Raw genomic sequence first — 22,928 nt, 5'->3', positions numbered from 1 at the left:
ACTTACACCATGGGTTCTAATTGTTCTAAAAAAGCATCGAGTGTCGGTGCCAGGATGTCGCGTTTTGATGTGCCAAGACGCTCCAGAATGACTTCACCACTCTGATTACAAATCGAAATCACATCGAGTTCCGCATCAGTGGAAGCGATAAACACAGTGGGTTTGATTTTCAAACGACGCTGGGTGACCAAATGCCCTAAAATATTCTCCTGTAATCGGTCAAAATCAGCGTCACTCCAGACTTGAAGTAATGTTAATGACTCGCCTTGCCAGCGCGCCGCCATATCAGCACAAAACTGCGTGCCATAAAATGCCTTGATCGCCTCATGAAAATTCAGCTCAATCGCCTGCTCTGCATTTGCAAAATCAGCAGGTTCACTTCGACTGACTGGCTGCCAATACACAATGTCACCTTGTTTATCATCAATACAAGGCGACGGCCAGTCCGCTAATTCGGTATTAATCGGCAAAGAACCATGTTCTTGTTGATAGGCCAATAAATAACGCTGACAAAACTTCGTCAGGGATGATGATAGAACCATTTCACTCATGTTATTCTCCGAATTATCACTGTGATACCGCTGTTTTCTTCAGCCCGTGCCAAAGTTTCTTCAGTCCGTGCCAAGGAAAGCAATCGTGCTCCGTTGATGATAGGTTTTCTCCGGTAATTTACCGATCATTTCACGAAGACAGCCCACGCCTAATGACATTGGCGGGTGGATTGCGTAAAATTCCCCGTATTCTAAACGAATTTAGTCCTGAACATGAGCAAATATTCCGATACTGAGGCCTTGGCTGACCTTAAGTTAGGCCAAGATACTATCTATGCAAGTCATTATGATCCTTCACTGCTGCAAGCAGTCCCCCGAAGCCTGAACCGAGATGACCTGCATTTGTCGGAAGCCCTGCCGTTTCAGGGATGTGATCTCTGGACGCTTTACGAGCTTTCATGGCTCAATACTAAAGGGTTACCACAGGTCGCGATTGGATACGTTTCAATCCCGGCTACCAGCCCGAATCTGATCGAATCTAAGTCATTTAAACTCTATCTAAACAGTTTGAATCAAACAAAATTTGACGATTGGCAGACGGTTCATGCCAGACTCAGTGCTGATTTATCTCACTGTGCCGGTGAAGACGTCACCGTGAACCTCAGACATGTCAATGATTTTACTCATCAGCACATCATCACAATGGAAGGTGAATGTATTGACGAGCAGGATATTGAAATCGACCAATATGCATTCAACGCGGCCTATCTGGAACAGGCAACCACAGAGACCTTTGTTGAAGAAACCCTGCACAGTCATCTGTTGAAATCCAATTGTCTGATCACCAATCAACCGGACTGGGGCAGCGTTGAAATCCATTATCGTGGCAGACAGATCAATCGCGAAGCACTACTCCGTTATCTGATCTCTTTCCGTGAACACAATGAGTTTCATGAACAGTGTGTGGAACGAATCTTCACCGATTTGATGAAATATTGCGCACCACAGTCATTGACCGTTTATGCCCGGTATACCCGTCGAGGCGGACTGGATATTAATCCTTATCGTTCAACGGAAGACAACCAGCCGGCCAGCGTCTTACGTATGGCTCGTCAGTAAACAGGCTGGGAGTGACCGTTCAAATGCTCAAAACAATCCGGAATGCGCTATCTCTATGGTTGCTTCTCAGTAGCTGCCATGTGGTGTTTGCTAGTGTTTATACCTCTCCCACACTGGAAGAAGCCAACCTACTTCTGGATATTTCGCCGAAGGAAGCACAGTCACTCACGTCAGCTTACCTGACCAAAAGAACCTTATCAGATACAAACGAGAAATCACCGTCAAAGATCACCAATGAAAGTTCTGACAATCTCATCCGCACACCGAATTCGAGTGTTGAAGCTATGGAAATTCTGGCTCAGGCGCTCTTTCGTCAAGGGTATTATGATAAAGCACTGCGCTATCTGAAAAGTGCCATCGCATTAACCCAAAAATACCAGTTACCTTATCTGGAAATCGAAGTCCGTCAGTTGGAAATCCGTCTCAACTGGCTCCTCAATCATGACGCACAACTGGCACGGGCTCAGCTCAAAAAACTTGCAGCCGAATTGGCTCAGCTTAAAAATGCGGAACAGCTTGGCAAAAGAATTCACTATAATATTTTGATGCTTCTGGCTGAAATTGCCTCAAAATCCAATGAGAATGAACTGGCAGTAAACCATTATGAAGCAGCCAAAGCCTACATCAGCCAAACGCAATCCGTCAAAAGACAGATCGAGTATCATATTCAGGTCGGCAAACACTATCTGAGTCACAAGCGTTACAATAAAGCACTGTCAGAGCTACTGACCGCTTATTGGAGTGCATTGGAATCCAATGATAGTGCATTACTGGCGATGACGAACTCGCTTCTGGCACAACTGTTTTATGAACGTAAGGTCCTTGATAGAGCGCTGCTTTATCTGTCTCAGGCCGCTGACTTTTATGACGCCTATGAGGAGTCTCCCGTACTGGTCAATATCCTGAAACGAATGGGCGATATCTATTATCAGCAAAGTAAGTTCAATCTGGCACTCGTCTATTATCTCAATGTGCTGGATCACTCAGTCACACAGCACAACATGCAGCTTTTCATCGCGGTGCGGATTCGTCTGGCATCAACCTATATGCAGCTTTATAACTACCCGCTGGCCGAGGATTATCTGTCAGCAATCGAGCCATTGCTGGAACAATTTAACTTTCCCCGCCTCCAAGGACAGACCTTTCTCCTGAAAGCCGGGATCGCTTTTTATCAAAAAGAGACATCCCGGGCGATTGCACTGGCACGTCAGTCCACTGTGCTGGCAGACAAGACTCAGGACGATCAGACATTGATGCAGGCGTTTAAGCTACTCTCCGAGGCATCAGAGAAACAAGGGCACTATTTAGAGGCGCTCAACTACTCACGTCAGTACAACCAATTGAGCCAAAGACAGCAAAATCAGTTGAATCACATCAGTGAAGAAGCTTTCAAACAGCAAAAAATGTTTGTCGAACAAACATTACATTTGGCAGGTCAGGATCGGGCGCTGAAACAGCAAGAAAAACATTATCGGTATTTACAAAATATCGCTTACGGTCTTTTTACGGCCGGATTCATCTTCTTTCTACTCATTTTACGACGTGGCCACATCATTCGGCAACAGAACGAAGAGATCGAATATCTCAATAATCACTTGTTCATGCACTCTCGCTCTCGTTTGAATAATCTGCGAATGCTAAATGAAGACCTCTCTTCTTCTTTACAAAAGAGCAGCCATACCTATGAGCAATGGCATATCGGTGAATTAATCCACGAACCGCTCAGTGATCGTTTACGGTTCGCGATGATCGATATTCCTTTCTTGCGGAATATGTATCTTGAGCATGGTTACACGGAAGGTCTCAAGCTTGAGTTAGCGTTTGGCGAATACCTGAAAGACAAACTAAACCAACACACGCGCCTGTTTCATTTTACGGATGCCAACCTTGTCTATGTGGAACACAACTACATGCAAACCGATGAGAGCGATGAAGCGTCTCCGCAGGCATTGTTCGAAAAAATTCAAACTTGGGTGAATGAGTTCCAGCCTTCCGGTCACTTGAATCGGATTATTCGAATCGGTATCGCTGATTACCCGTTTTTGCCGAAAGCGTACACTGCCATCAATGAGAAGGAGTTACTGGATATCCTGCTGATGGCGACCAGCGCTTCAAGAGAACTCAGCGTCACGGAGCAAAGTAGCCATTGGGTCTATTTGAAAGCCATCGACAATGCGCCTGCGGCCAGCTTTGCAACCGACGATATTCGTCAAGCCTGTCGTCAAGCCATTAGCCAAGGATTGATCAAAGTGCATTCTTCACATAAAAATGAAGAAAGCATCAAAAATTTACTCAAGGATACATAGATACGGTCTCAGCCATGCTTTCGCGGATGAATTTCACTGATAGAATAAGGGCTTATCCATTCGTTCATACAGGCGAGCCCATTCTCATCCCCCTTGTCTGATACCCGTTCAGCTCCCAACTCAATAAAGTTCGTTTGACACGCAAAGCAACTTCGGGTCAAATCTGAGAGAAAGAATATCGTGTATTGAAACGATGTATCATTTTTCTGTCATCTGTGAACATGACAATGACACGCCAAATGACCCGTGATTACGTTGGCAACAACGAACAAAATAATAAAACGTTAATATTTAATATACAGATTTCCCCTGAATTTGCTGTGATTGAAACATGCTGAAACAACAAACGTTGACTATGGAAAAACCAATGACCAATCTTGAACGCCACATTCGTCATGGCGGAGAGACTTTGTTAAGAATTCCCGGTTTGCCTTCAAAGGTAAAACGAGACCTTCGCGATCTACTGAATGTATCTTCCATTCATCCATCGCCAAAATCAGAGCAGGCGGTAAAATTGCTGGGGCTTTATGAGCGCTCGGTCAAAATTATTGCAACGAATCCCCAACGTGCAAATGCGATGAGTCATACGGCAGAACAAGCCCTGCACAAAAAGTTATCCGATGAACTGCAAACACTGATCACCGAGCTGGATTTTGAAGGCGAATCCGGAGAGGTGCTGATGGATATTCGCGCCAAGTTATTGGTCGGCGTGACGCCCGATACATTGCTGGAGCTGACGCTGGAAGTGCTGCGTCTGGTCGTTGAGGGAACAACCTATGAGCGTAAGAAATCAGAACAATTCCTTGAGCAGATCAATAGTTCTTTGACGATGCATCTTAAAAGTACCAAACAGAGTATTCAACAAAGTCAGAGTTACCTGTCACACCGTCAGGAAATGAATCTAGAGTTCAACACGCTGATGGCTCAAAGTCATAAGATCCTCAAAGAAGAACAAGATTATGCTTCACTCAAATCCGGTTTAACCCCATTACTGACTCAGTTGACCGCTTTATCAGAACGACTCACGCACGCAGAGCAGCGTGAAAAAGCATTAATTGAACGGATGGCGTACACGCGCAATCAGGCCGAGTCACTGTATGAATCAACCCAAGACTATCGCTGCCGACTTGAAGATCAAGCGCAGAGAGTGCAGCAAGACCCATTAACCAAAGTGTATAACCGAGCAGCTTTCCATAACCGCCTGGAATTAGAATATCATCGTTGGATCAAAAGCCAACATCCCCTGCGCGTGGTGTTACTCGATATCGATAACTTTAAATCACTGAACAAAAACTTTGGTTACTCAGCAGGTGATAAAGCCCTGAAAATCATTGCCAAAACGATTCAAAAAGAACTGTCCGAAACCGATACAGTTGCTCGCTTTGGCGGTGAAGAATTCATGATCATCATGCCGGATCGTGCCGAACAGGAAAGCTATTTGCTCATGCAAACCATTTTACGTCAAGTCGAGCGGCTTCCTTTCAAATTTAAAGATAAACACCTCACCATTACACTCAGTGCTGCCAGCGTTGCATTTCAAGAAGGAAATACCCCGGAAGAGCTCGTAGAACAGGTTTATCATGCATTGCAAACAGCAAAAAAAGCCGGTTCAAACCAAGTGAGTTGGCAATAAGGCGTTGAAGCACAATCGCATCAGAAATGCGTATTTTTTAATCAAATTAACCCAATAGCGTGATACGAGTCACACCATTAAACTATTTCAGTTCACTAGTTGATCATCTACGGACTAGATTGTTACTGTAAAATCATACAGTTATTCTATCTATTTATCATTAGCCTCAACATATTAGAAAAACATATTATCCCGTACTTATTATCAAGGAGGCATTCATGATTACTCATATCAGCCCGACCGGAAGTATGGATCTGCTCTCGCAGATTGAAGTTGAACGCCTGAAGAAAACCGCATCCAGTGGGGATCTATACCAACTTTACAGAAACTGTACACTTGCTGTCTTGAATTCTGGCAGTCACACCGACAGCTCTAAAGAGCTCTTGGATAAATATCAGAACTTTGATGTCAACGTCCTCAGACGGGAACGGGGCATCAAACTAGAACTTATCGAACCACCTGAACATGCCTTCGTTGATGGCGAAATCATCAAAGGAATTCAAGAGCACCTTTGTTCTGTATTACGGGATATTGTTTATGTCAACATGCATGTCGCAGACAGCAAACGCTATCATCAGGTCGATTCGGTCTATAACACCAATTTAGTGTTCGATATCTTACGTAATGCTCGGACACTCGTGCCGGGACTGACGCCAAACCTCGTAGTCTGCTGGGGCGGTCATTCAATCAACCCGGTTGAATACCAATATACCCGGGAAGTTGGTAATGAACTCGGACTACGCGAGCTCAATATCTGTACGGGTTGTGGCCCGGGAGCTATGGAAGGTCCGATGAAAGGGGCGGCAATCGGCCATGCGAAACAACGTTATAAAAATGCACGCTATATTGGCCTGACCGAACCTTCAATCATCGCGGCCGAGCCACCAAATCCGATCGTTAACGAGCTGATCATCATGCCAGACATCGAAAAACGTCTGGAAGCATTTGTCCGCATGGCGCACGGGATTGTGATTTTCCCCGGAGGTCCCGGTACGGCTGAAGAACTGTTATATATTCTCGGTATCATGATGCATCCGGATAATGCCGAACAACCCCTACCGATTATTCTGACCGGCCCGAAAGGTAGTGAAGACTATTTTAACTCAATCGATCAATTTATTAGTGAAACGTTGGGAGAAGCGGCTCGCAAACACTATCAAATTATCATTGATGATCCCGCGAGAGTCGCGCGCAAAATGAATGAGTCAATGCCGGTTGTCCGCCAGTTCAGAAAAGCGCATGGTGATGCTTACAGTTTCAACTGGTCACTCAAAATCGATCCAGAGTTTCAGTTACCATTTGTGCCAAATCATCATGCAATGGCGAATCTTGATCTTCACATGAACCAGAAACCGGAAGTGCTTGCAGCGAACCTACGCAAGGCGTTTTCAGGTATTGTGACAGGAAATGTCAAAGCGGAAGGCATTCGGGAAATCGAACAACATGGTCCTTTCATCATCGATGGAGAGCCGGCTATCATGCAAAAAATGGACAAGCTCTTGAAAGACTTCGTCAAACAAAACCGCATGAAACTGCCCGGCGGACAGGCTTATGAACCCTGCTATAAAATTGCCAACAAGTAGCAGGGTTGCCCGAATACACCATTATCCATTAGAATGAGGGCCACGGCCCTTATTCTAATACGCCCCTAAGTGAAGAACGCGAATGTCTCTACACCTTGTCATTATCGACGCACTGAATCTGATTCGCCGCGTTCACTCAGCACAACCGAATGCTGAAGATATTGAAAGAACGTGCCAAACAACCAGCCGGACTTTAGCCAAAATTATTCAAGAGACCTCTCCCTCGCATATCATTGCCGTGTTTGATCATGATTCTGAAGATCGAGGTTGGCGTGCAGAACGACTGCCCCACTATAAAGAAAAACGGCAACCGATGCCCGATGCGCTGAGACAAAATATGGATACTATTCAACAAGCATGGTGGGAAATCGGTATTGACTCTCTTCTCTCCAGTGGAGACGAAGCCGATGATCTGGTTGCCACGCTAGCCACCAAAGTCGCCAGTCATCAGGAACAAGTGACGATCATTTCAACCGACAAGGGCTACTGTCAGTTGCTCTCTCCGACGTTGAGGATTCGGGATTATTTTCAGCATCGATGGTTAGATCAAGAATTTATCACCCAAGAATTTGGGGTTCACCCCGAACAACTTTGTGACTATTGGGCCCTCACTGGCATTCATTCCAGTCAAGTCAGCGGGGTTCCGGGGATTGGCCCAAAGGCTGCGAAGGAAATTCTCAATCAGTTTAGCGATATTGAACAGGCCTATCAAAGTACAGAGCTGCCGAAGAAATATCAGAAAAAACTCACAGAACATATTGAATTAGCACGTCAGTGCAAAGCAGTCGCAACCCTCAAAACCGATATCCAGTTGGGATTCAATTTGCAGGATATCCGCTTTCAGCCACCGGAGAGCGTGTCATAACAGACACGCCCCCGAGCACCTCAAAAGCAGACAGCGACTCTCAGTGAGGAGAAATATAGGACAAGCTCCGGACATGTACGGTAATTTCTTCGCGGTCATGATAAAGATGCTTGGCCTGTAACCGGAAGTTGACGTGGTTATCCTTCAGAAAATGTTTCAGGTTATCGATGTCCTGCAACACTTCGTCATAACGTCCCTTCATCGGCAATTTCAGATTAAACAGCGCCTCTTTCGCCCATCCGCGGATCAGCCATTCTCCCATAAGTTGTGCGACGCGAGCCGGCTTCTCGACCATATCACACACTAACCAAGTGACATTTTTACGCGCCGGCTCAAATTTGAAACCATCTTCCATATGATGTTTGACCTGACCGGTGTCCATCAGACTATCCGCCATCATGCCATTATCAACTGCGTGAACAAACATCGAGCGTTGCACCAACTGATAAGTCCATCCGCCGGGACACGCCCCCAGATCAACCGCCCACATTCCTGAAGCTAAACGTTCATCCCATTCCGAGCGGGGAATAAACACATGAAATGCTTCTTCCAGTTTCAGGGTTGAACGACTCGGTGCATCCGCTGGAAATTTCAAGCGTGGAATTCCCATAAAAAACGATGAGTTATTATTGGTATAGGAATAGCCGATGTAGCAATGACCGGGCGCGACAAAACAGACATGCAGCACCGGTTTCTTCGGCTCGTCTTTGCCAAACAGAATGCCTTTCCCCCGCAATGCTTGGCGCAGCGGTACCGTAAATTTACGGCAAAATTTCAGCAACTCTTTGGCTTCATTGGTATCGGGGGTTTCGACCCGCAGATCACCACAGCGAGGCACCCCTTCAAGGTCACCCAGTGACTGAAGAATCGGAGAGATTCGATCATCTTTTGGTAAAGATTCACACATCACACACACTGCAAAAATCTGACGCGCAAAAATCAGGCTCTGAAAGTCGATCTCTCGAATCAGCTTATCGGCGTCACCATCCTGATAACATTCAAATAGCACATATCCGGTTTGATATTTCAACCGCGGAAAGCCAAACACTTCGATTCGACTTGCTTTGTCCTGAATTTCTCCGGCACATTCTTTCTCAAAACCGGCACGGCAATAGAGCATGACCTGCTTCACTGATCCACCTCTTTCATATTCCATGCAGCGACAAACATCAGCACCCATCCAAGCATAAAGCAGACGCCCCCGAAAGGTGTAATGGGACCAAACCATTTCACCCCGGTCAGCGCTAATGCGTACAGGCTGCCGCTAAAGCAAAAGATGCCGATAATAAAACAGATTCCAGCCCGATAAAAATATTTCTGCACCGTTTGGTGCAATGAAAGTCGTATCATCACGCCGCATCCCAATAAGGCCAGGGTGTGAATAAACTGATAACGAACGCCAACTTCAAAGACTCCGAGTAAATTCGGCGATAAAACTGTTTTTAAACCGTGGGAAGCAAAAGCCCCCAGCCCTACCCCAAATACCCCAAAACAGGCAGCAAAAAGAAATAGCAATTTACTTTTCATCATGAGTGCTCCAAATAAACTCACTTAATTGTTCCACCACCAAGGCCATATTGTCTTGCTCGGTATGACCTGAACGTTTGCGAGGCTTAAAGCTATGGTCGCCATCAGGAACATATACCACCTGAACTTGCGGACTCAACGCCATCGCCATCACTTCCTCACGGTAACCAAACGTGTCCCGCTCTCCTTGTAAAATCAGACACGGCTTTTCACACGTTGCTAAATGCTCTCCCTTCTGCTTCTCTGGCTTTCCCGGAGGATGAAACGGGAAACCTAAGCAGGCAATGCCTTTGACCTGATGGTGCTGGGTGAGCAGACTCGCCATACGCCCGCCCATGGATTTCCCCCCAATTACCACAGGTTGAGCCGCATAGTATTGTATGACCGACTCAAAAGCAGCAATCAGTTTCGGTGCACGATCCGGCGGAAACTTCCTCGCTTCCAGCGCTCGGCGAATCATGTAAGGAAAATTAAAGCGAATCACACGAATCCCTGTTGCGGCCAATCCACACGCGATATTCTCCATAAACCCATGCGTCATATCAGCACCGGCACCATGGGCAAAAATAAACACCGGCCCATCGCTTGGCCCGTTAAACTGTACATATTCACTACCGGGTTGGTATTCGTTGGCTATCATGCCCTGACTCGCTGCTATATTTTGACTCACTGACATATTTTGACTCACTGGTATATTTTGACTCGCTGGCATAGTTCTCATCCAAAATCACCTCTTGCTCCCGTCTGGCTCGATTCAACATCCAGTTGCGAAATGTGGCAATACGTCCGGTATTCGCCTGTTTTTCATGACAAACCAGATAAAAAGCGTTATCTGTCATCAGCACTTTATCAAATAATGGCACCAGTCTCCCGGCCTCAATTTCAGGCTGTGCCAACACATTATTGCCCAGCGCAATGCCCTGACCATGCGCTGCGGCCTGTAATACCATGGTTGAGTGGCTAAAAATCGGACCATACTCAACGGCAATACCTGATAAATGATTTTCCCGGGCAAAAGTATTCCAATCCTGTCGGGAGGTATCATGCAACAACGTATGATGAGATAAATCTTCCAGAGAATGAAGTGGTTTCCCTTGTGCCAGCAATAATGGCGAACAAAGCGGGATCAAAAACTCCTGATAAAGTTTATCGGTTCTTAAGCCCGGCCACAGCCCTTTGCCGTAATAAATCGCAACATCAACATCATCGACTAAAGAGCCTTCTTCTCTATCAACTGCTTTTATCCGAACATCGATATCCGGTTGCTGTTGATTGAAGTCAGCCAGACGAGGAACCAGCCATTGGATGGCAAAACTCGGTGGCAAGCTGATAGTTAATGTCCCCTTTTCACTCCGGGATAGAAGCTTGTTCGTCGATTCTTGAATGGCTGTAAAAATATCTTTAATTTCAAAAAAATAACTTTGTCCCTCTTCTGTTAACAAAAGAGAGCGATTTCTTCGGATAAATAGCTTCAACCCGAGAAATTCTTCTAACGACTTGATTTGATGGCTTACCGCGGCCTGAGTGACATATAACTCTTCCGCAGCTTGAGTGAAGCTTAAATGACGTGCTGCGGACTCAAAAACCCGCAAAGCATTCAGCGGTGGCAACCTTTTGTTCACACAATAATCCTTAACCGGATGGGATTAGTTTTTTTTATGTGAATCATTATAATTTGTCCATTGTTTACCCGCCAGAAAAACTCTATATTTTCTGCCGCAGACAAGTCTGAATGACTTGATTCTCCTTAGGATCAATAGACTTTGTGTTGCGATGTTGTGTTTGCAAACTCGTATTTCGAGTATGTGGTGATTCACCACTTGTTCTGTGGCTCCCAGCCACAAAGCATACTTCCTGTATTTATTTTGACCTGTCTGTCAAATATTTAACACCGCCTTCCGATGGGCGGTGTATTTTTATCTGTCCAATCCGCAATGTCCTCGATCTTACTCAATACAGCCACCGGTGACTGGGCATGAGCCCCAATAAAAAAACCAGCCGAAATGTCAGCGGCTGGTCTTATCAGGCAAAGCGGTTTTAAGGGCGATAAACCTTCACATTCTCAAAACCCTGTTCTTTAAGGTATAACGCTTGCAAACGGCTCATGACACCGCGCGCGCAGTACAGTAAATAGATTTTTGACTGATCTAAATCACCAAACTGAGTTGCCAGCTTATAGAAAGGCAGATGTTTCACCTCGACCCCTTCCAGAACCAGTGGGTGTTCATCTTCTTCATCCGGGCTACGGATATCCAACACGACGGCATTTTCTTGAATGGCATCAACCAGTTCAACTTCTGGTGCCTGCTGCTCTGTTTCCTGAGCGATATTCCGGATATCCATCTGACGAGCATTGTGAATCACTTGGTCTAAAATTGAAAAATCAAACTTCGCTTCTTCTACTTCCAGTTTTGCTTGGACCGCTTTGACCGTCGGACGACGAGAAATAACCCCGCAATATTCCGGCATCGTTTTGGCGAAATCTTCAGTACCAATATCTCTGGCAAGGTTAATAATATCTTCTTTATCCCAGTTAATCAGCGGACGTAAAATCAAGCGCTCCGTCACCCCATCAATATGACGCAAATTGGTCAGTGTCTGGCTGGAAACCTGTCCTAACGCTTCACCCGTCACCAGAGCCTGAATATCAAACCGCTCAGCGATCATGCCTGCTGCCCGCATGAACATGCGTTTGAGAACCACGCCCATCTGCCCATCATCAACTTTTTCCAGAATTTCCGCCACGACCGGTTCAAAATCAACGGCAATGAAACGGACCTTGGCCGACGACCCAAACTTATTCCATAAATAATAAGCAACCTGCTTCACACCAATTTCATGTGCGGGGCCACCTAAATTAAAAAAGCAATAATGGACTTTTGAACCGCGTTTGATATGCAGATAACTGGAAACACCGGAATCAAACCCACCGGAAATCAGACTCAGCACATCTTCTTGTGTACCGAGCGGAAACCCGCCCAAACCACGATGACGTGCAATAATTTGGTTCAGTTTATCACCGGAAATTTCAACTCGGACCACCACATCAGGATTTTTGAGTTTCACCCGGGCACTTTCAACCGCTTGATTCAACCCGCCACCGACGTAGCGTTCCAGTTCAATTGAGGTAAAGTCATGCTGACCGCGTCTTTTCGCGCGGACCACAAATGTTTTATCTTCAATGAGATGGCGACTGTGCGCCAACACTTGCTCGTAAATATCATGGAGGTCACTGAAATCAGACTGCTTCACTTCAAGCACATGATGAATGCCCGGTGTTCGCGTCAAAATCTCGAGTGTTTCTGCATAATATTGATCGCTCTCTGAGGTGACTTCAATATGATCACGACGATTAAATACCGCAACCGATTCTGTCCGGCGTTTAATAATATTGCGAATATTACATTCAAGAATTTTGGTAAAACGTTTCCGCACCGATTCACTTTTAACAAAAATTTCCGGATGGGGCTTAACAATAAATTTCATAGGATCATTCGCAACTTAGATTAAAACGTCACTGTCTTGATTCATACGGTCTAGCTGTCAACGGCATAAACAAACAGCAATGAAAGGCGCAGAATTATACACGAGAAGCGATAACAGGGAAAACATCTATTCTTCCTGAAATCGGTTCTCGGTGAATGTTCATGGGAAGGGGTCACCGAAATGCCATTGATTCATCTCTTGGCATCGTGTGGTGACCATCGTTTGATACTCGAAGGGTGTATCCGTCGATTTAAGGGACAGGATGACCTTTGGATGCAACCCAAATGCGATACCACTGCTCACGACTCAACTCGATCTCCAGCGCAGCGACAGCGGCTTTGACACGCTCAATCTTTCCGGAACCAAGGATTGGAATCGGTAATGCGGGCAAACGTCTGACCCAAGCATAAATCACCTGATCAAGACTTTGAGCCCCCACTTCTTGGCCAATATCGGCAAGCGTCTGGCGAACACGCTGTGCCTGTTCACTGTCACCGCTAAAAATGGCACCGCCCCCCAGACACGACCAAGCCATGGGACGAGTCCTGAGCATTTGCATCTGATCTAAAGTACCATCATGAGCCACTTCGATATTCAGCGGATTAATTTCAACCTGATTGGTGACCAGTGGTTTATCAAGCCGAGACTGTAACAAAGCAAATTGTGAGGGTGAAAAATTAGACACACCGAAGTGTTTTACTTTCCCGGCCTGATGTAATGCCGCAAATACATCTGCCACTTCATCGGCATTCATTAACACATCAGGACGATGAATCAATAGTACATCAATTTCATCAATCCCGAGACGCATCAGTGAGTTATCGACGGATTGGAGAATATGCGCGCGTCCGGTATCGTAATGATTGATTTGGCGGTGTGGAAAGGCATCACCGCATAATTGAATGTCGCACTTGGTCACAATCTGAAGATGCTGTCGTACCGACGGGTCTAGTGCCAAGGCTTCACCAAACAGACTTTCACACGTGTACTGACCATAAATGTCAGCATGATCAACCGTGGTAATCCCGAGTTCAACATGCTGCTTTAGGAAAGACAACCGCTCCTGAGGGGTCATCTGCCAATCTGCCAGTCGCCAGTATCCCTGAACAATTTCTGAAAACACCGGTCCCTGCTCTGCAATGGTTACTTGATTCACCATAGTTATCCTCCGTCCAATGAATGGATTATCTCAGTAAAGAAGAAAGCTCGATAAAAAAGCTCAATAAAAAAGTAAGCCATATGGCTTACTTTTCATGTTTATCACGATTCTAACACGCGGGGTACAACCTTCACTTGATCTCGGTACTTATCTCCCGATGATCACGCGCTAAGGTTTGGCATTACCAGAGGTCGGTTGCGGCAGCGCTGGCACTTCATCACTATAAGTCGGTTTACCTTGAAGAATACTGATATCCACACGCCGATTCTGGGCACGCCCACGCGCGGTATCATTCGAAGCAACCGGTTGGGTGTCAGCCATCCCTCGGACTTCCATTCTTTCATGATTAAAGCCGGGCACTTTTTCCATTTCCTGCGCGACCGAAACAGCCCGCTGCGCGGATAAATCCCAGTTTGAACGATACAACTCTGAGTCGAGCGGCTGATTATCCGTATGACCGGAGATCCGGACAATTCCGGGAATATCTTTAACCAATTCCGCGATTTGCCGCACCAATGGCCGGAATTTCGGTTGCAAAAATGCTGAGTCTTTCGGGAATGCACCTTTTTCACGAATACGAATCACGATTTCCTGACCGAGATTTTCAACCTCGACAGCGCCCTGCTCAATCTCTGTTGCTAATGCTTTTTGTAGATTTTCTGAGACGATCTCCATCTCTTCTGTGCTCGGGGATTGTGCTTGCTGTTGTTGATCAACCGACTCATCATTTTGATTATCCTGAGTCGATGTCTCCGGAGACTGCCCGCCGGTCAGGTCTCCTTCTTCACGTTGCGTCCCACCCGCACGATCAGCATCGCCTTCCTGAAACTCAAGCGTTTGCTGTGTAATATCAATCGTTTGCTGCATGATGACATCAATGGGCGTTGGTTCAGGCCGCCCCGGTCTGAATTCCTGAGCGATCACACTGGTGCCTTTAGGAATATCTTTCACTTCCAGTCGGTTTTGAACCCCGAAGGCAAATTTCATCGAACCCGCAATCTGCTTAAACTTCAGGACATCCATTTCGGAAAAAGAGAGGAGCAACACGAAAAAACACATGAGCAGAGACATCAAGTCCGAAAATGTCGCCAGCCACGCAGGAGCACCGGGAGGCGGACATTTACACTTCTTCTCTTCATCCATCGTTGACTTCCCCGCGCTTACTCGTTGTCGACATCCAACGCTCGCTTACCTTCATTAAGGTAGTTCTTCAAATAGCCATCGATCACACGAGGGTTTTGTCCATCCTGAATCGCCAGTACACCATCCATAATCAGGCGTCGATTCAGCATTTCCTGCTCGCGACGTAAAGACAGCTTATCGGCAATCGGGAAAAAAACCATGTTTGCCATAATCGCGCCGTAAAGCGTTGTCAGCAATGCCACCGCCATCGCCGGGCCAATCGATTTAGGGTCATCCATGTTTGACAGCATCGCTACCAAGCCAACAAGTGTCCCGATCATCCCCATCGCAGGAGCGACATCACCATAGGCTCTAAATACCGCCGTCCCGGCTTCGTGACGTTCTTCTGTCAGTGAGATATCTTTTTGGAGTGCCGAGCGCACGACGTCAGCGTCATGACCATCGACCAACAGGTCAATCCCTTTCTGCATGAAGCTGTTACTGATTTCCATCTCTTCCAAAGCCAGAAATCCGCCTTTCCGGGCCGCATCTGCCATCTCAACGATTCTGGCAATCAAATCTTCCGGTTCATCAGACTTAAACATGAACGCTTTTGCTGCAATTTTTCCTGCCCCGAAAAATTGCCCGAAAGTAAACTTCATCATGACAACGCATGTTGAACCACCCACAACGATTAACACCGAGGTGATGTCCAAGAACATCATCAGACCACCACCCAAAACCATGGCCATTACGATGAAGGCTAAACCACCTATCAAACCAATCAGTGTAGCTAAATCCACGAAACACTCCTCATGCAACCATTCAATTTTGAGAGTTCTCTGACTCAGGGTATCGGCAACGGCATCAAATCTTTAACTGAATTATGGACTCTACCCGCAAAAAAATGTAGTAAAGTCTTTATATTACCCAATATATTTCCACTATCGTCTCACGATTTAGTGATAACTGCAGTAACAACAGAAAAACCATCCCGCCCATCAACACCTGATATTCTCTCAATCCGAAGCCTCAGGGAGAACCGCGTATAAGTTTATACCGAAAATCCATAGAAAATCATAGATGCACTATTGAATCCTCACCAAAGCCCGATATTTATGATCTCTGGCAAAACTTATACCCCTGAAGCGCATCACTGCATGAAAAAAACAAGGGCCATTTACATTTAATGGAAACACGATATCTGTTAATTGAAACACTTTATCTGTCGGAATCATGTCAGTCCCGAACATTGGCAGGAATACGCACACAACACATGCCATCGATAAAAAAACTGAACCATCGGCTTTTTAGCGATTGATTTTTTCTAATTCAAGAGCAAAATTGTGCTGTAGGAGTAAATTATTCCGGTTCTATTTGACCATCTTCACGCCCTGCGGTAACTTTCCCCCATTCCTCACCGATTGGAAGTTCTATGGCGAGCAAAAAACCTGAAAATATGTCATATGAGGCCACAATTGAAGAGTTGGATACGTTAGTCAACCAACTTGAAAATGGTGATTTGCCTTTGGATGATGCATTGAAAACCTTTGAACGAGGCATTGCACTGGCCCGAGCTGGTCAGTCGAAACTCAGCGACGCTGAACAGCGAGTCAAAATTCTGCTCAGTGATAGTGATGAAGCAGCCCTGAGTGATTTCGTCGAATCTGATGAACAATCAGAAGTATAAGTTCATATGATAACCACCCTAAGCACTTATCAGGCTCGGAATAACCAGCAGTTAAACCGTTGGCTTGAGCAATTCCCGCACCAGAATCAATCTCTGATTGAAGCGATGCGCTACGGATTATTGTTGGGCGGCAAGCGTATTCGTCCCTATCTGGTTTACATCACCGGACTGATGCTGGGATGTCAACAGGAAGATCTGGATACACCCGCATCGGCGATTGAGTGTATTCATGCCTATTCACTGATCCATGACGATTTACCGGCCATGGACGATGACGCATTACGTCGGGGGCAACCGACCTGTCACATTCGCTTTAACGAAGCCACTGCAATACTGACCGGAGATGCGTTACAAACGCTGGCTTTTACGATTCTTGCCGAAGGGTCGCTGGCAGCTCATGCCGAACCCTACCGCGTCAAAATGATTCAGGCTTTGGCAAACGCGTCCGGTGCGATGGGGATGTGTATGGGGCAAGCGTTAGATCTCGAAGCCGAACGTCGCCAAGTAACGTTGAACGAATTAGAAACGATTCATCGCCATAAAACCGGTGCGTTAATCCGTTGTGCCGTACGCCTCGGTGCGTTATCAGCCGGTGAAAAAGGTCAGGCGATCCTGCCCCATTTGGATCGCTATGCTGATGCCATCGGCCTTGCATTTCAGGTTCAGGATGACATTCTGGACATTGTCGGAGATACCCGGACACTGGGGAAACCACAAGGTTCGGACTCCAAGCACCACAAAAGTACTTATCCCTCACTACTGGGACTCGACGGAGCAGAGCAAAAAGCACAGTCTTTACTGAATGAAGCCATTCAGGCTCTGGCATCTATTCCTTATAATACTGATTTACTTGAACAGTTCGCTCAATATGTGATTGAGCGGAAAAGTTAATAAGATCAAAAGTATAAAATAATGACCCTTGATATTTCAAAATATCCGACACTGGCATTGGCAAATACGCCTCAGGAGCTGAGAACGCTGCCGAAAGACGTGCTACCGAAATTGTGTGAAGAGCTGAGAACTTATCTGCTCAACTCGGTCAGTCAGTCGAGCGGACACCTTGCCTCTGGTTTAGGAACAGTCGAACTAACTGTTGCGCTTCACTATGTGTATGAAACCCCATTTGATCGGTTGATCTGGGATGTTGGCCATCAGGCTTACCCTCATAAGATCCTGACCGGCAGACGCGAAGCAATGCCGACGATCCGCCAAAAAGATGGCCTTCACCCTTTCCCATGGCGTGAAGAGAGCGAATATGACACCTTGTCGGTTGGTCACTCGTCCACGTCGATCAGTGCCGCATTAGGGATGGCGATTTGTGCCAGTAAAGAAGGGAAATCAAGAAAAGTAGTCAGTGTGATCGGTGACGGTGCCATTACTGCGGGGATGGCCTTTGAGGCGATGAACCATGCAGGCGATCTGCATCCTGATATGCTGGTGATTCTCAACGATAATGAAATGTCCATTTCAGAAAATGTCGGTGCCCTGAATAATCACTTGGCACAACTGCTCTCTGGTCATTTTTATACATCGATCCGCGAAGGCGGTAAAAGAGTCCTTTCCGGCCTGCCACCGATTAAAGAGTTTGCCAAGAAAACCGAAGAACACCTGAAAGGGATGGTCGTTCCGGGCACCTTGTTTGAAGAACTCGGATTTAACTATATCGGCCCGGTTGACGGACACGATGTCATTGAGCTGGCAAAAACGCTGAAAAATATGCGTGAACTCAAAGGCCCGCAATTCCTTCACATCATGACCAAAAAGGGCAAAGGTTACGAGCAAGCCGAAAAAGATCCGATCGGCTATCATGCAGTCCCGAAGTTTGATCCAAATGGTACATCACTGCCTAAAAATAACGGCGCGCTCCCGACCTATTCAAAAGTCTTCGGTGATTTTCTTTGTGATATGGCAGCACTTGATCCCAAACTGCTGGCAATCACCCCGGCGATGCGAGAAGGCTCCGGCATGGTGGCGTTTTCCAAAGCATATCCTGAACAATACTTTGATGTTGCTATCGCTGAGCAACATGCTGTCACATTAGCAACCGGTATGGCGATCAGTGACTATCACCCGATAGTCGCCATCTATTCAACCTTCCTACAACGGGGTTACGATCAGTTGATTCATGATGTGGCTATTATGGATTTACCCGTCATGTTTGCGATTGACCGGGCCGGTCTGGTGGGTGCGGACGGACAGACCCATCAGGGCGCTTTTGACCTCAGTTTTCTACGCTGCATTCCCAATATGGTCATTATGACACCGAGTGATGAAAATGAGTGTCGGCAGATGCTCTACACCGGCCATCAGCATTCCGGGCCAAGTGCCGTGCGCTATCCGAGAGGAACAGGCACCGGCGCTGAGCTCCAGCACCAGTTTACCGCACTGGCAATGGGCAAAGGTCGGATCATCAGGCAAGGTAAAAAAGTGGCCATTCTCAATTTTGGCGCTTTACTGCCACATGCGCAGACAGCCGCTGAAACGCTGGATGCGACCCTCGCGGATATGCGATTTGTTAAACCACTGGATGAAGCCCTGATTCGCGAGCTGGCACAGCAGCATGATGTGCTCGTCACACTGGAAGAAAATGCGATTGCTGGTGGTGCAGGTGCAGGTGTCATTGAGTTTCTGATGAAAGAAAAACTGCTAAAACCCACGTTAAACCTGGGATTGCCGGACCACTTTATTCATCAGGGAACACAAAATGAATTACATGCCGAACTCGGATTAGATGCAGCCGGGATTGAACAGGCCATTCGTGATTACATGCAATAGCACGGTCATTGAATATTGGTTGACTGAGTTATCAGTTGATTTAGATGCAGATCCCATAAAAAAACGCCGTGAAGGCGTTTTTTTATGGGATCGTTTTATGATGACAGGCTCCCCCACCATTAAACCACACCAGCCCAGCCAAACTGATCAAACAATTGTTGCCATGATTGGTCGAATGAAGCCTCAATCATGACCTTCTCTCCGGTCAGTGGATGAACAAAGCAAAGACGCGATGCATGAAGTAACAGACGGTGACAATCATAGTGCGTTCGGAATAAACGATTCTGTTTACCGTCGCCGTGAGTCGTATCACCGATAATCGGATGACTTAAGTGATGCATATGTCGACGTAACTGATGCTTCCGCCCTGTCTGAGGTTTCATTTCGATCAACGCATAACGACTGGTCGGAAAACGTCCGGTGGAATAAGGTACTTCCACTTTGGCCAATGGCCGATAAGCCGTCACAGCCGGCTGAGCCGGTTTATCCGTTTTGGCGAACTTATCGGCGATCTTATCCAGTTCTTCGACGAGCGGATAGTCAAGCACTGCGGCTTCTTCAATCCACCCCCGTACCACCGCATGATAGGTTTTTTCCATCTGATGGCTGGCAAATAACGACATCGCCTGTGCAGCAACCTCACTGGATAACGCAAACACCAACACACCAGATGTCGGACGATCAAGCCGATGTAAAGGATACACATGCTGGCCAATCTGATCACGTAACGTCTGCATCACAAAGCTGGTTTCATGTTTATCCAACCAAGAGCGATGCACCAGCATCCCCGCAGGCTTATTGACCGCGATCAGAAACTCATCCTGATAAATAATTTCAAGCACCACGACAGTGCTCCTCAATCTTGATTAATGTGGCAATCACAGGCTGATAACTCGGATCCTCTCGCCAGACTTCGGTAAAGTACGGCGTCATTGCAAAACCACTCGGAACGGTCGCAGCTTCAGTAATTCGTTGTCGCATTTGCGGAATAAAAATCCACTGTAGCCACTGTTCCGGTAATAACGTATCCACAGCAAATGGCTGCTGACTCGACAACGCTTGCCTTGATGGCGGTCTGTCCTGCCATAGCTGTCGCATTTTGAGACATGCTTCGAGTTCATTGAGTGCTTGATTTAACTGATAATATTTTGACATAAAGAAAAAAACGACTTGAAATCGGCAGATAGGGTACCATGTATTAGAGACAAAACTAAACTTATCCCAGAGGCTAAGGTTCAGTGATTCCGACAGGAATCCTCTTCGACGACATGAGCCTGACAAGAATGGAACTTATGAAAACAATATATACCCTGACCGAACTCCTGAAGCAAAGTGGTTGCCAATATCAGGTTGTTGATCTCGGACGTCGCATTCAACCCATTGCTTCGGAGAGTTTTGCCAGAATAGAACAAGCACAGCAAGCCTATCCTTACCCGCTCCAGAGAACGGCTCGGCTGGCAATTGTTTACTGGAATGAAACCAAACAGCCTTGGATTTGGTTTTTGCAGTTTGAACTGGATGAAAGAGGACGACTGCAACCGACAGATATCAGTGAGTTCATTCGTTTTATGCTGGAAGCGATGGGCACTCGGATTCATCAGAACCTGACTGAACAGCAACAACAGAAACTGGCAAACAACCCCTATACCTTTACACCACCGGAAGACAAAATGGCGGTGTTTCATAGTCAGGTAAGAGCAATGCTCAAATTACCAGCCAGCCAATATTATGAACATGCACAATGCTATTTTCAGGGAAATCTCGGCTGGAACAACTGGCAAACAATCGGATTACAGGGCATCACAGATATTTGCGCTCGACTGGGACAGGAACAAAATGCACCAATCCTGCTCAAAGCCCTGAATTATCTCCCGTCAGAACCTTGCTATGCGCTGTTAGGGGCTTTAGAACACACGCCTCTGACCGAAAAAATTGCCGACAAACTACAAGCGATGGTGTATGAACAAATGCAGCAAGCAGCCCCTGATTTGTTCTTTCTTGCAGCCTTACTCCGAGCCTTATCCGGCGCACCGGGTAAACAGTTGGAGGAAACCGTTGCCAAGCTGCTGACACAGCCGCAATTATGTCATGCAGAAGTATTGATCGGGATTGCCGGTCGCAGCTGGTCAGCACTCACGCAACCACAACCAGCCGAATTGTTCTTGACCCGACTGGCTCAAACCGGTCAGCAGACACTGTTTAATCAGCTCTTTGCCGACTTAGTGATGCTTCCTGAATTGAGGGTAATCTTATTGCCATTACTCCATACAACAGCATCTGAAGCGCTGACAAGCGCGCTGTCAACGCTCCAGCAACAAACCAGAAGCCGGTAAGCCATGCAGGACTTGATGACGATTTGCTTGGTTTGCTTCGGCTGCTTCTTATTCTGGCAACAGCGGCGTCAGGCCGAAATTGCCAGACAGACAATAGAAAGAAAGTGCCGTCAACTGGAACTGCAAGTGGTCAGCATTACGTTCAAACACCGTCTTGTTGATGAACAACGGCGCTGGCGCTGGCATACCAGATACACATTCGAGTTTTCATCCTTGGGAGATGATTGCTATGAAGGGTATTTGGATATGATCCGATTCAGCCCTGCCAAATTTTTTGTGCCGGTCCATCGACTGTGAGTTGATACTCATAGCGTGTCTCTGGGGTTTGCGACAATGAGGGGCGGGAGATAAATCCCAGTTTCCGCATTAAAGCGACCGCAGGCTGATTCTGTTCATTGACGAAAATACGGATTTTTTTCAATGAGAGGCGTAAAGACACATTTTGTAAGAAAGCCCCCAATGCCTCCGTACCATACCCCTTGCCCCAATAAAGATGGCTGAGAATAAACTGGAGCTCACCGACATCTTTTTCATGTAAATCTAAAGCAAGGTGCCCCATATATTCACGATGTTCATTATCGACAATGGCCATCGCGTAAACGTTGGAATCCACTAAAACCTGATGAAACTTTGCCCGGGCGCTGGACACACTAAACGGCTGCTGATGAAACAACCGGTTCCCCGGAGAGCATAACAGCGATAGAAAATCGAACTCATATTCATCCGTATAAGGCAGCAAAAGCATTCTTTGCGTTGCGATTGTCACAATTCATCCTTGTTCCATTCACCCGAACCCAATGATTCACAGGCGAATATCAATGTTAAACCAATAAAGATTG

Annotated in this window: 21 protein-coding genes and 1 pseudogene; 10 read left to right on the top strand and 12 right to left on the bottom strand. The window is 46.5% G+C overall.

Going from position 1 to position 22,928, the window contains the following annotated elements:
* Window positions 1-2 precede the first annotated feature (2 nt).
* Entirely contained in the window at window positions 3-551 is a 549-nt protein-coding gene (gene syd / locus OCU60_RS04840; protein WP_074374132.1) for a SecY-interacting protein, read from the bottom strand.
* 213 nt (window positions 552-764) lie between these two features.
* Here syd and queF point away from each other — a divergent pair, with 213 nt between their 5' ends.
* The 5 genes from queF (at window position 765) to xni (ending at window position 7,997) form a co-directional block, all read left to right on the top strand.
* Window positions 765-1,610, top strand: coding sequence for an NADPH-dependent 7-cyano-7-deazaguanine reductase QueF (gene queF / locus OCU60_RS04835; protein WP_074374133.1), 846 nt, complete (start codon window positions 765-767; stop codon window positions 1,608-1,610).
* A gap of 23 nt (window positions 1,611-1,633) precedes the next feature.
* Window positions 1,634-3,916, top strand: a complete 2,283-nt coding sequence (locus OCU60_RS04830; protein ID WP_074374134.1) for a tetratricopeptide repeat protein — start codon at window positions 1,634-1,636, stop codon at window positions 3,914-3,916.
* Window positions 3,917-4,283: 367 nt separating this feature from the next.
* Entirely contained in the window at window positions 4,284-5,549 is a 1,266-nt protein-coding gene (locus OCU60_RS04825; RefSeq protein WP_370738691.1) for a GGDEF domain-containing protein, read from the top strand.
* A 218-nt stretch (window positions 5,550-5,767) separates the two neighbouring features.
* Window positions 5,768-7,132, top strand: a complete 1,365-nt coding sequence (gene ppnN, locus OCU60_RS04820) for a nucleotide 5'-monophosphate nucleosidase PpnN (protein ID WP_074374136.1) — start codon at window positions 5,768-5,770, stop codon at window positions 7,130-7,132.
* Between the two features lie 82 nt (window positions 7,133-7,214).
* On the top strand, window positions 7,215-7,997 hold the full coding sequence (gene xni / locus OCU60_RS04815) for a flap endonuclease Xni (protein WP_074374137.1): 783 nt from the start codon (window positions 7,215-7,217) through the stop codon (window positions 7,995-7,997).
* A 40-nt stretch (window positions 7,998-8,037) separates the two neighbouring features.
* Here the strand turns inward: xni and rlmM are convergent, their stop codons facing one another.
* From rlmM to pomA, 8 genes and pseudogenes are all read right to left on the bottom strand, one after another.
* Window positions 8,038-9,129 carry a 23S rRNA (cytidine(2498)-2'-O)-methyltransferase RlmM gene (gene rlmM, locus OCU60_RS04810; RefSeq protein WP_074374138.1) on the bottom strand — a complete coding sequence of 364 codons (1,092 nt, stop codon included), beginning with the start codon at window positions 9,127-9,129 and terminating at the stop codon, window positions 8,038-8,040.
* Window positions 9,126-9,524: a DUF423 domain-containing protein gene (locus OCU60_RS04805; protein WP_074374294.1), complete on the bottom strand. Its 399-nt coding sequence runs from the start codon at window positions 9,522-9,524 to the stop codon at window positions 9,126-9,128. The genes rlmM and OCU60_RS04805 overlap by 4 nt, the downstream gene beginning before the upstream one ends.
* Window positions 9,514-10,164, bottom strand: a complete 651-nt coding sequence (locus tag OCU60_RS04800; protein ID WP_074374139.1) for an alpha/beta family hydrolase — start codon at window positions 10,162-10,164, stop codon at window positions 9,514-9,516. The genes OCU60_RS04805 and OCU60_RS04800 overlap by 11 nt, the downstream gene beginning before the upstream one ends.
* A 76-nt stretch (window positions 10,165-10,240) precedes the next feature.
* A pseudogene (locus OCU60_RS04795) lies at window positions 10,241-11,146 on the bottom strand (transcriptional regulator GcvA); the annotation flags it as partial.
* A 415-nt stretch (window positions 11,147-11,561) separates the two neighbouring features.
* Window positions 11,562-13,010 (bottom strand): tRNA uracil 4-sulfurtransferase ThiI, encoded by a 1,449-nt coding sequence (thiI, locus tag OCU60_RS04790; protein ID WP_074374140.1) that lies wholly within the window; start codon window positions 13,008-13,010, stop codon window positions 11,562-11,564.
* Between the two features lie 250 nt (window positions 13,011-13,260).
* Entirely contained in the window at window positions 13,261-14,169 is a 909-nt protein-coding gene (locus tag OCU60_RS04785; RefSeq protein WP_074374141.1) for an aldo/keto reductase, read from the bottom strand.
* Between the two features lie 168 nt (window positions 14,170-14,337).
* A complete protein-coding gene (locus OCU60_RS04780; protein ID WP_074374142.1) occupies window positions 14,338-15,312 on the bottom strand; it encodes a flagellar motor protein MotB in 975 nt (324 codons plus the stop codon).
* 17 nt (window positions 15,313-15,329) lie between these two features.
* A complete protein-coding gene (gene pomA / locus OCU60_RS04775; RefSeq protein WP_074374143.1) occupies window positions 15,330-16,094 on the bottom strand; it encodes a flagellar motor protein PomA in 765 nt (254 codons plus the stop codon).
* Between the two features lie 632 nt (window positions 16,095-16,726).
* On the opposite strand from pomA, the gene xseB reads away from it, so the two are divergent.
* Genes xseB through dxs form a run of 3 tightly spaced genes read left to right on the top strand, consistent with a single transcriptional unit; the run spans window position 16,727 to window position 19,756 of the window.
* On the top strand, window positions 16,727-16,981 hold the full coding sequence (gene xseB, locus OCU60_RS04770; RefSeq protein WP_074374144.1) for an exodeoxyribonuclease VII small subunit: 255 nt from the start codon (window positions 16,727-16,729) through the stop codon (window positions 16,979-16,981).
* A gap of 6 nt (window positions 16,982-16,987) precedes the next feature.
* Window positions 16,988-17,872, top strand: coding sequence for a (2E,6E)-farnesyl diphosphate synthase (ispA, locus tag OCU60_RS04765; RefSeq protein ID WP_074374145.1), 885 nt, complete (start codon window positions 16,988-16,990; stop codon window positions 17,870-17,872).
* A 21-nt stretch (window positions 17,873-17,893) separates the two neighbouring features.
* A complete protein-coding gene (dxs, locus tag OCU60_RS04760) occupies window positions 17,894-19,756 on the top strand; it encodes a 1-deoxy-D-xylulose-5-phosphate synthase (RefSeq protein WP_074374146.1) in 1,863 nt (620 codons plus the stop codon).
* Between the two features lie 119 nt (window positions 19,757-19,875).
* Here dxs and truC read toward each other — a convergent pair whose 3' ends face one another.
* Complete coding sequence (gene truC / locus OCU60_RS04755; protein WP_074374295.1) at window positions 19,876-20,598, bottom strand: tRNA pseudouridine(65) synthase TruC; 723 nt, start codon at window positions 20,596-20,598, stop codon at window positions 19,876-19,878.
* Entirely contained in the window at window positions 20,591-20,911 is a 321-nt protein-coding gene (locus OCU60_RS04750; protein WP_074374147.1) for a YqcC family protein, read from the bottom strand. The genes truC and OCU60_RS04750 overlap by 8 nt, the downstream gene beginning before the upstream one ends.
* Window positions 20,912-21,048: 137 nt before the next feature.
* On the opposite strand from OCU60_RS04750, the gene OCU60_RS04745 reads away from it, so the two are divergent.
* Complete coding sequence (locus tag OCU60_RS04745) at window positions 21,049-22,089, top strand: DUF3549 family protein (RefSeq protein WP_074374296.1); 1,041 nt, start codon at window positions 21,049-21,051, stop codon at window positions 22,087-22,089.
* 3 nt (window positions 22,090-22,092) lie between these two features.
* A complete protein-coding gene (locus OCU60_RS04740) occupies window positions 22,093-22,386 on the top strand; it encodes a DUF3301 domain-containing protein (protein WP_074374148.1) in 294 nt (97 codons plus the stop codon).
* Here OCU60_RS04740 and OCU60_RS04735 read toward each other — a convergent pair.
* The gene (locus OCU60_RS04735; protein WP_074374149.1) at window positions 22,346-22,855 is read right to left on the bottom strand and encodes a GNAT family N-acetyltransferase; all 510 of its coding nucleotides are present in this window, start codon (window positions 22,853-22,855) and stop codon (window positions 22,346-22,348) included. The genes OCU60_RS04740 and OCU60_RS04735 overlap by 41 nt on opposite strands.
* Window positions 22,856-22,928: the final 73 nt, after the last annotated feature.

The sequence above is a fragment of the Vibrio spartinae genome, assembly GCF_024347135.1.
Lineage (GTDB): Bacteria > Pseudomonadota > Gammaproteobacteria > Enterobacterales > Vibrionaceae > Vibrio > Vibrio spartinae.
This window is presented reverse-complemented; position numbering and strand designations above follow the sequence as displayed.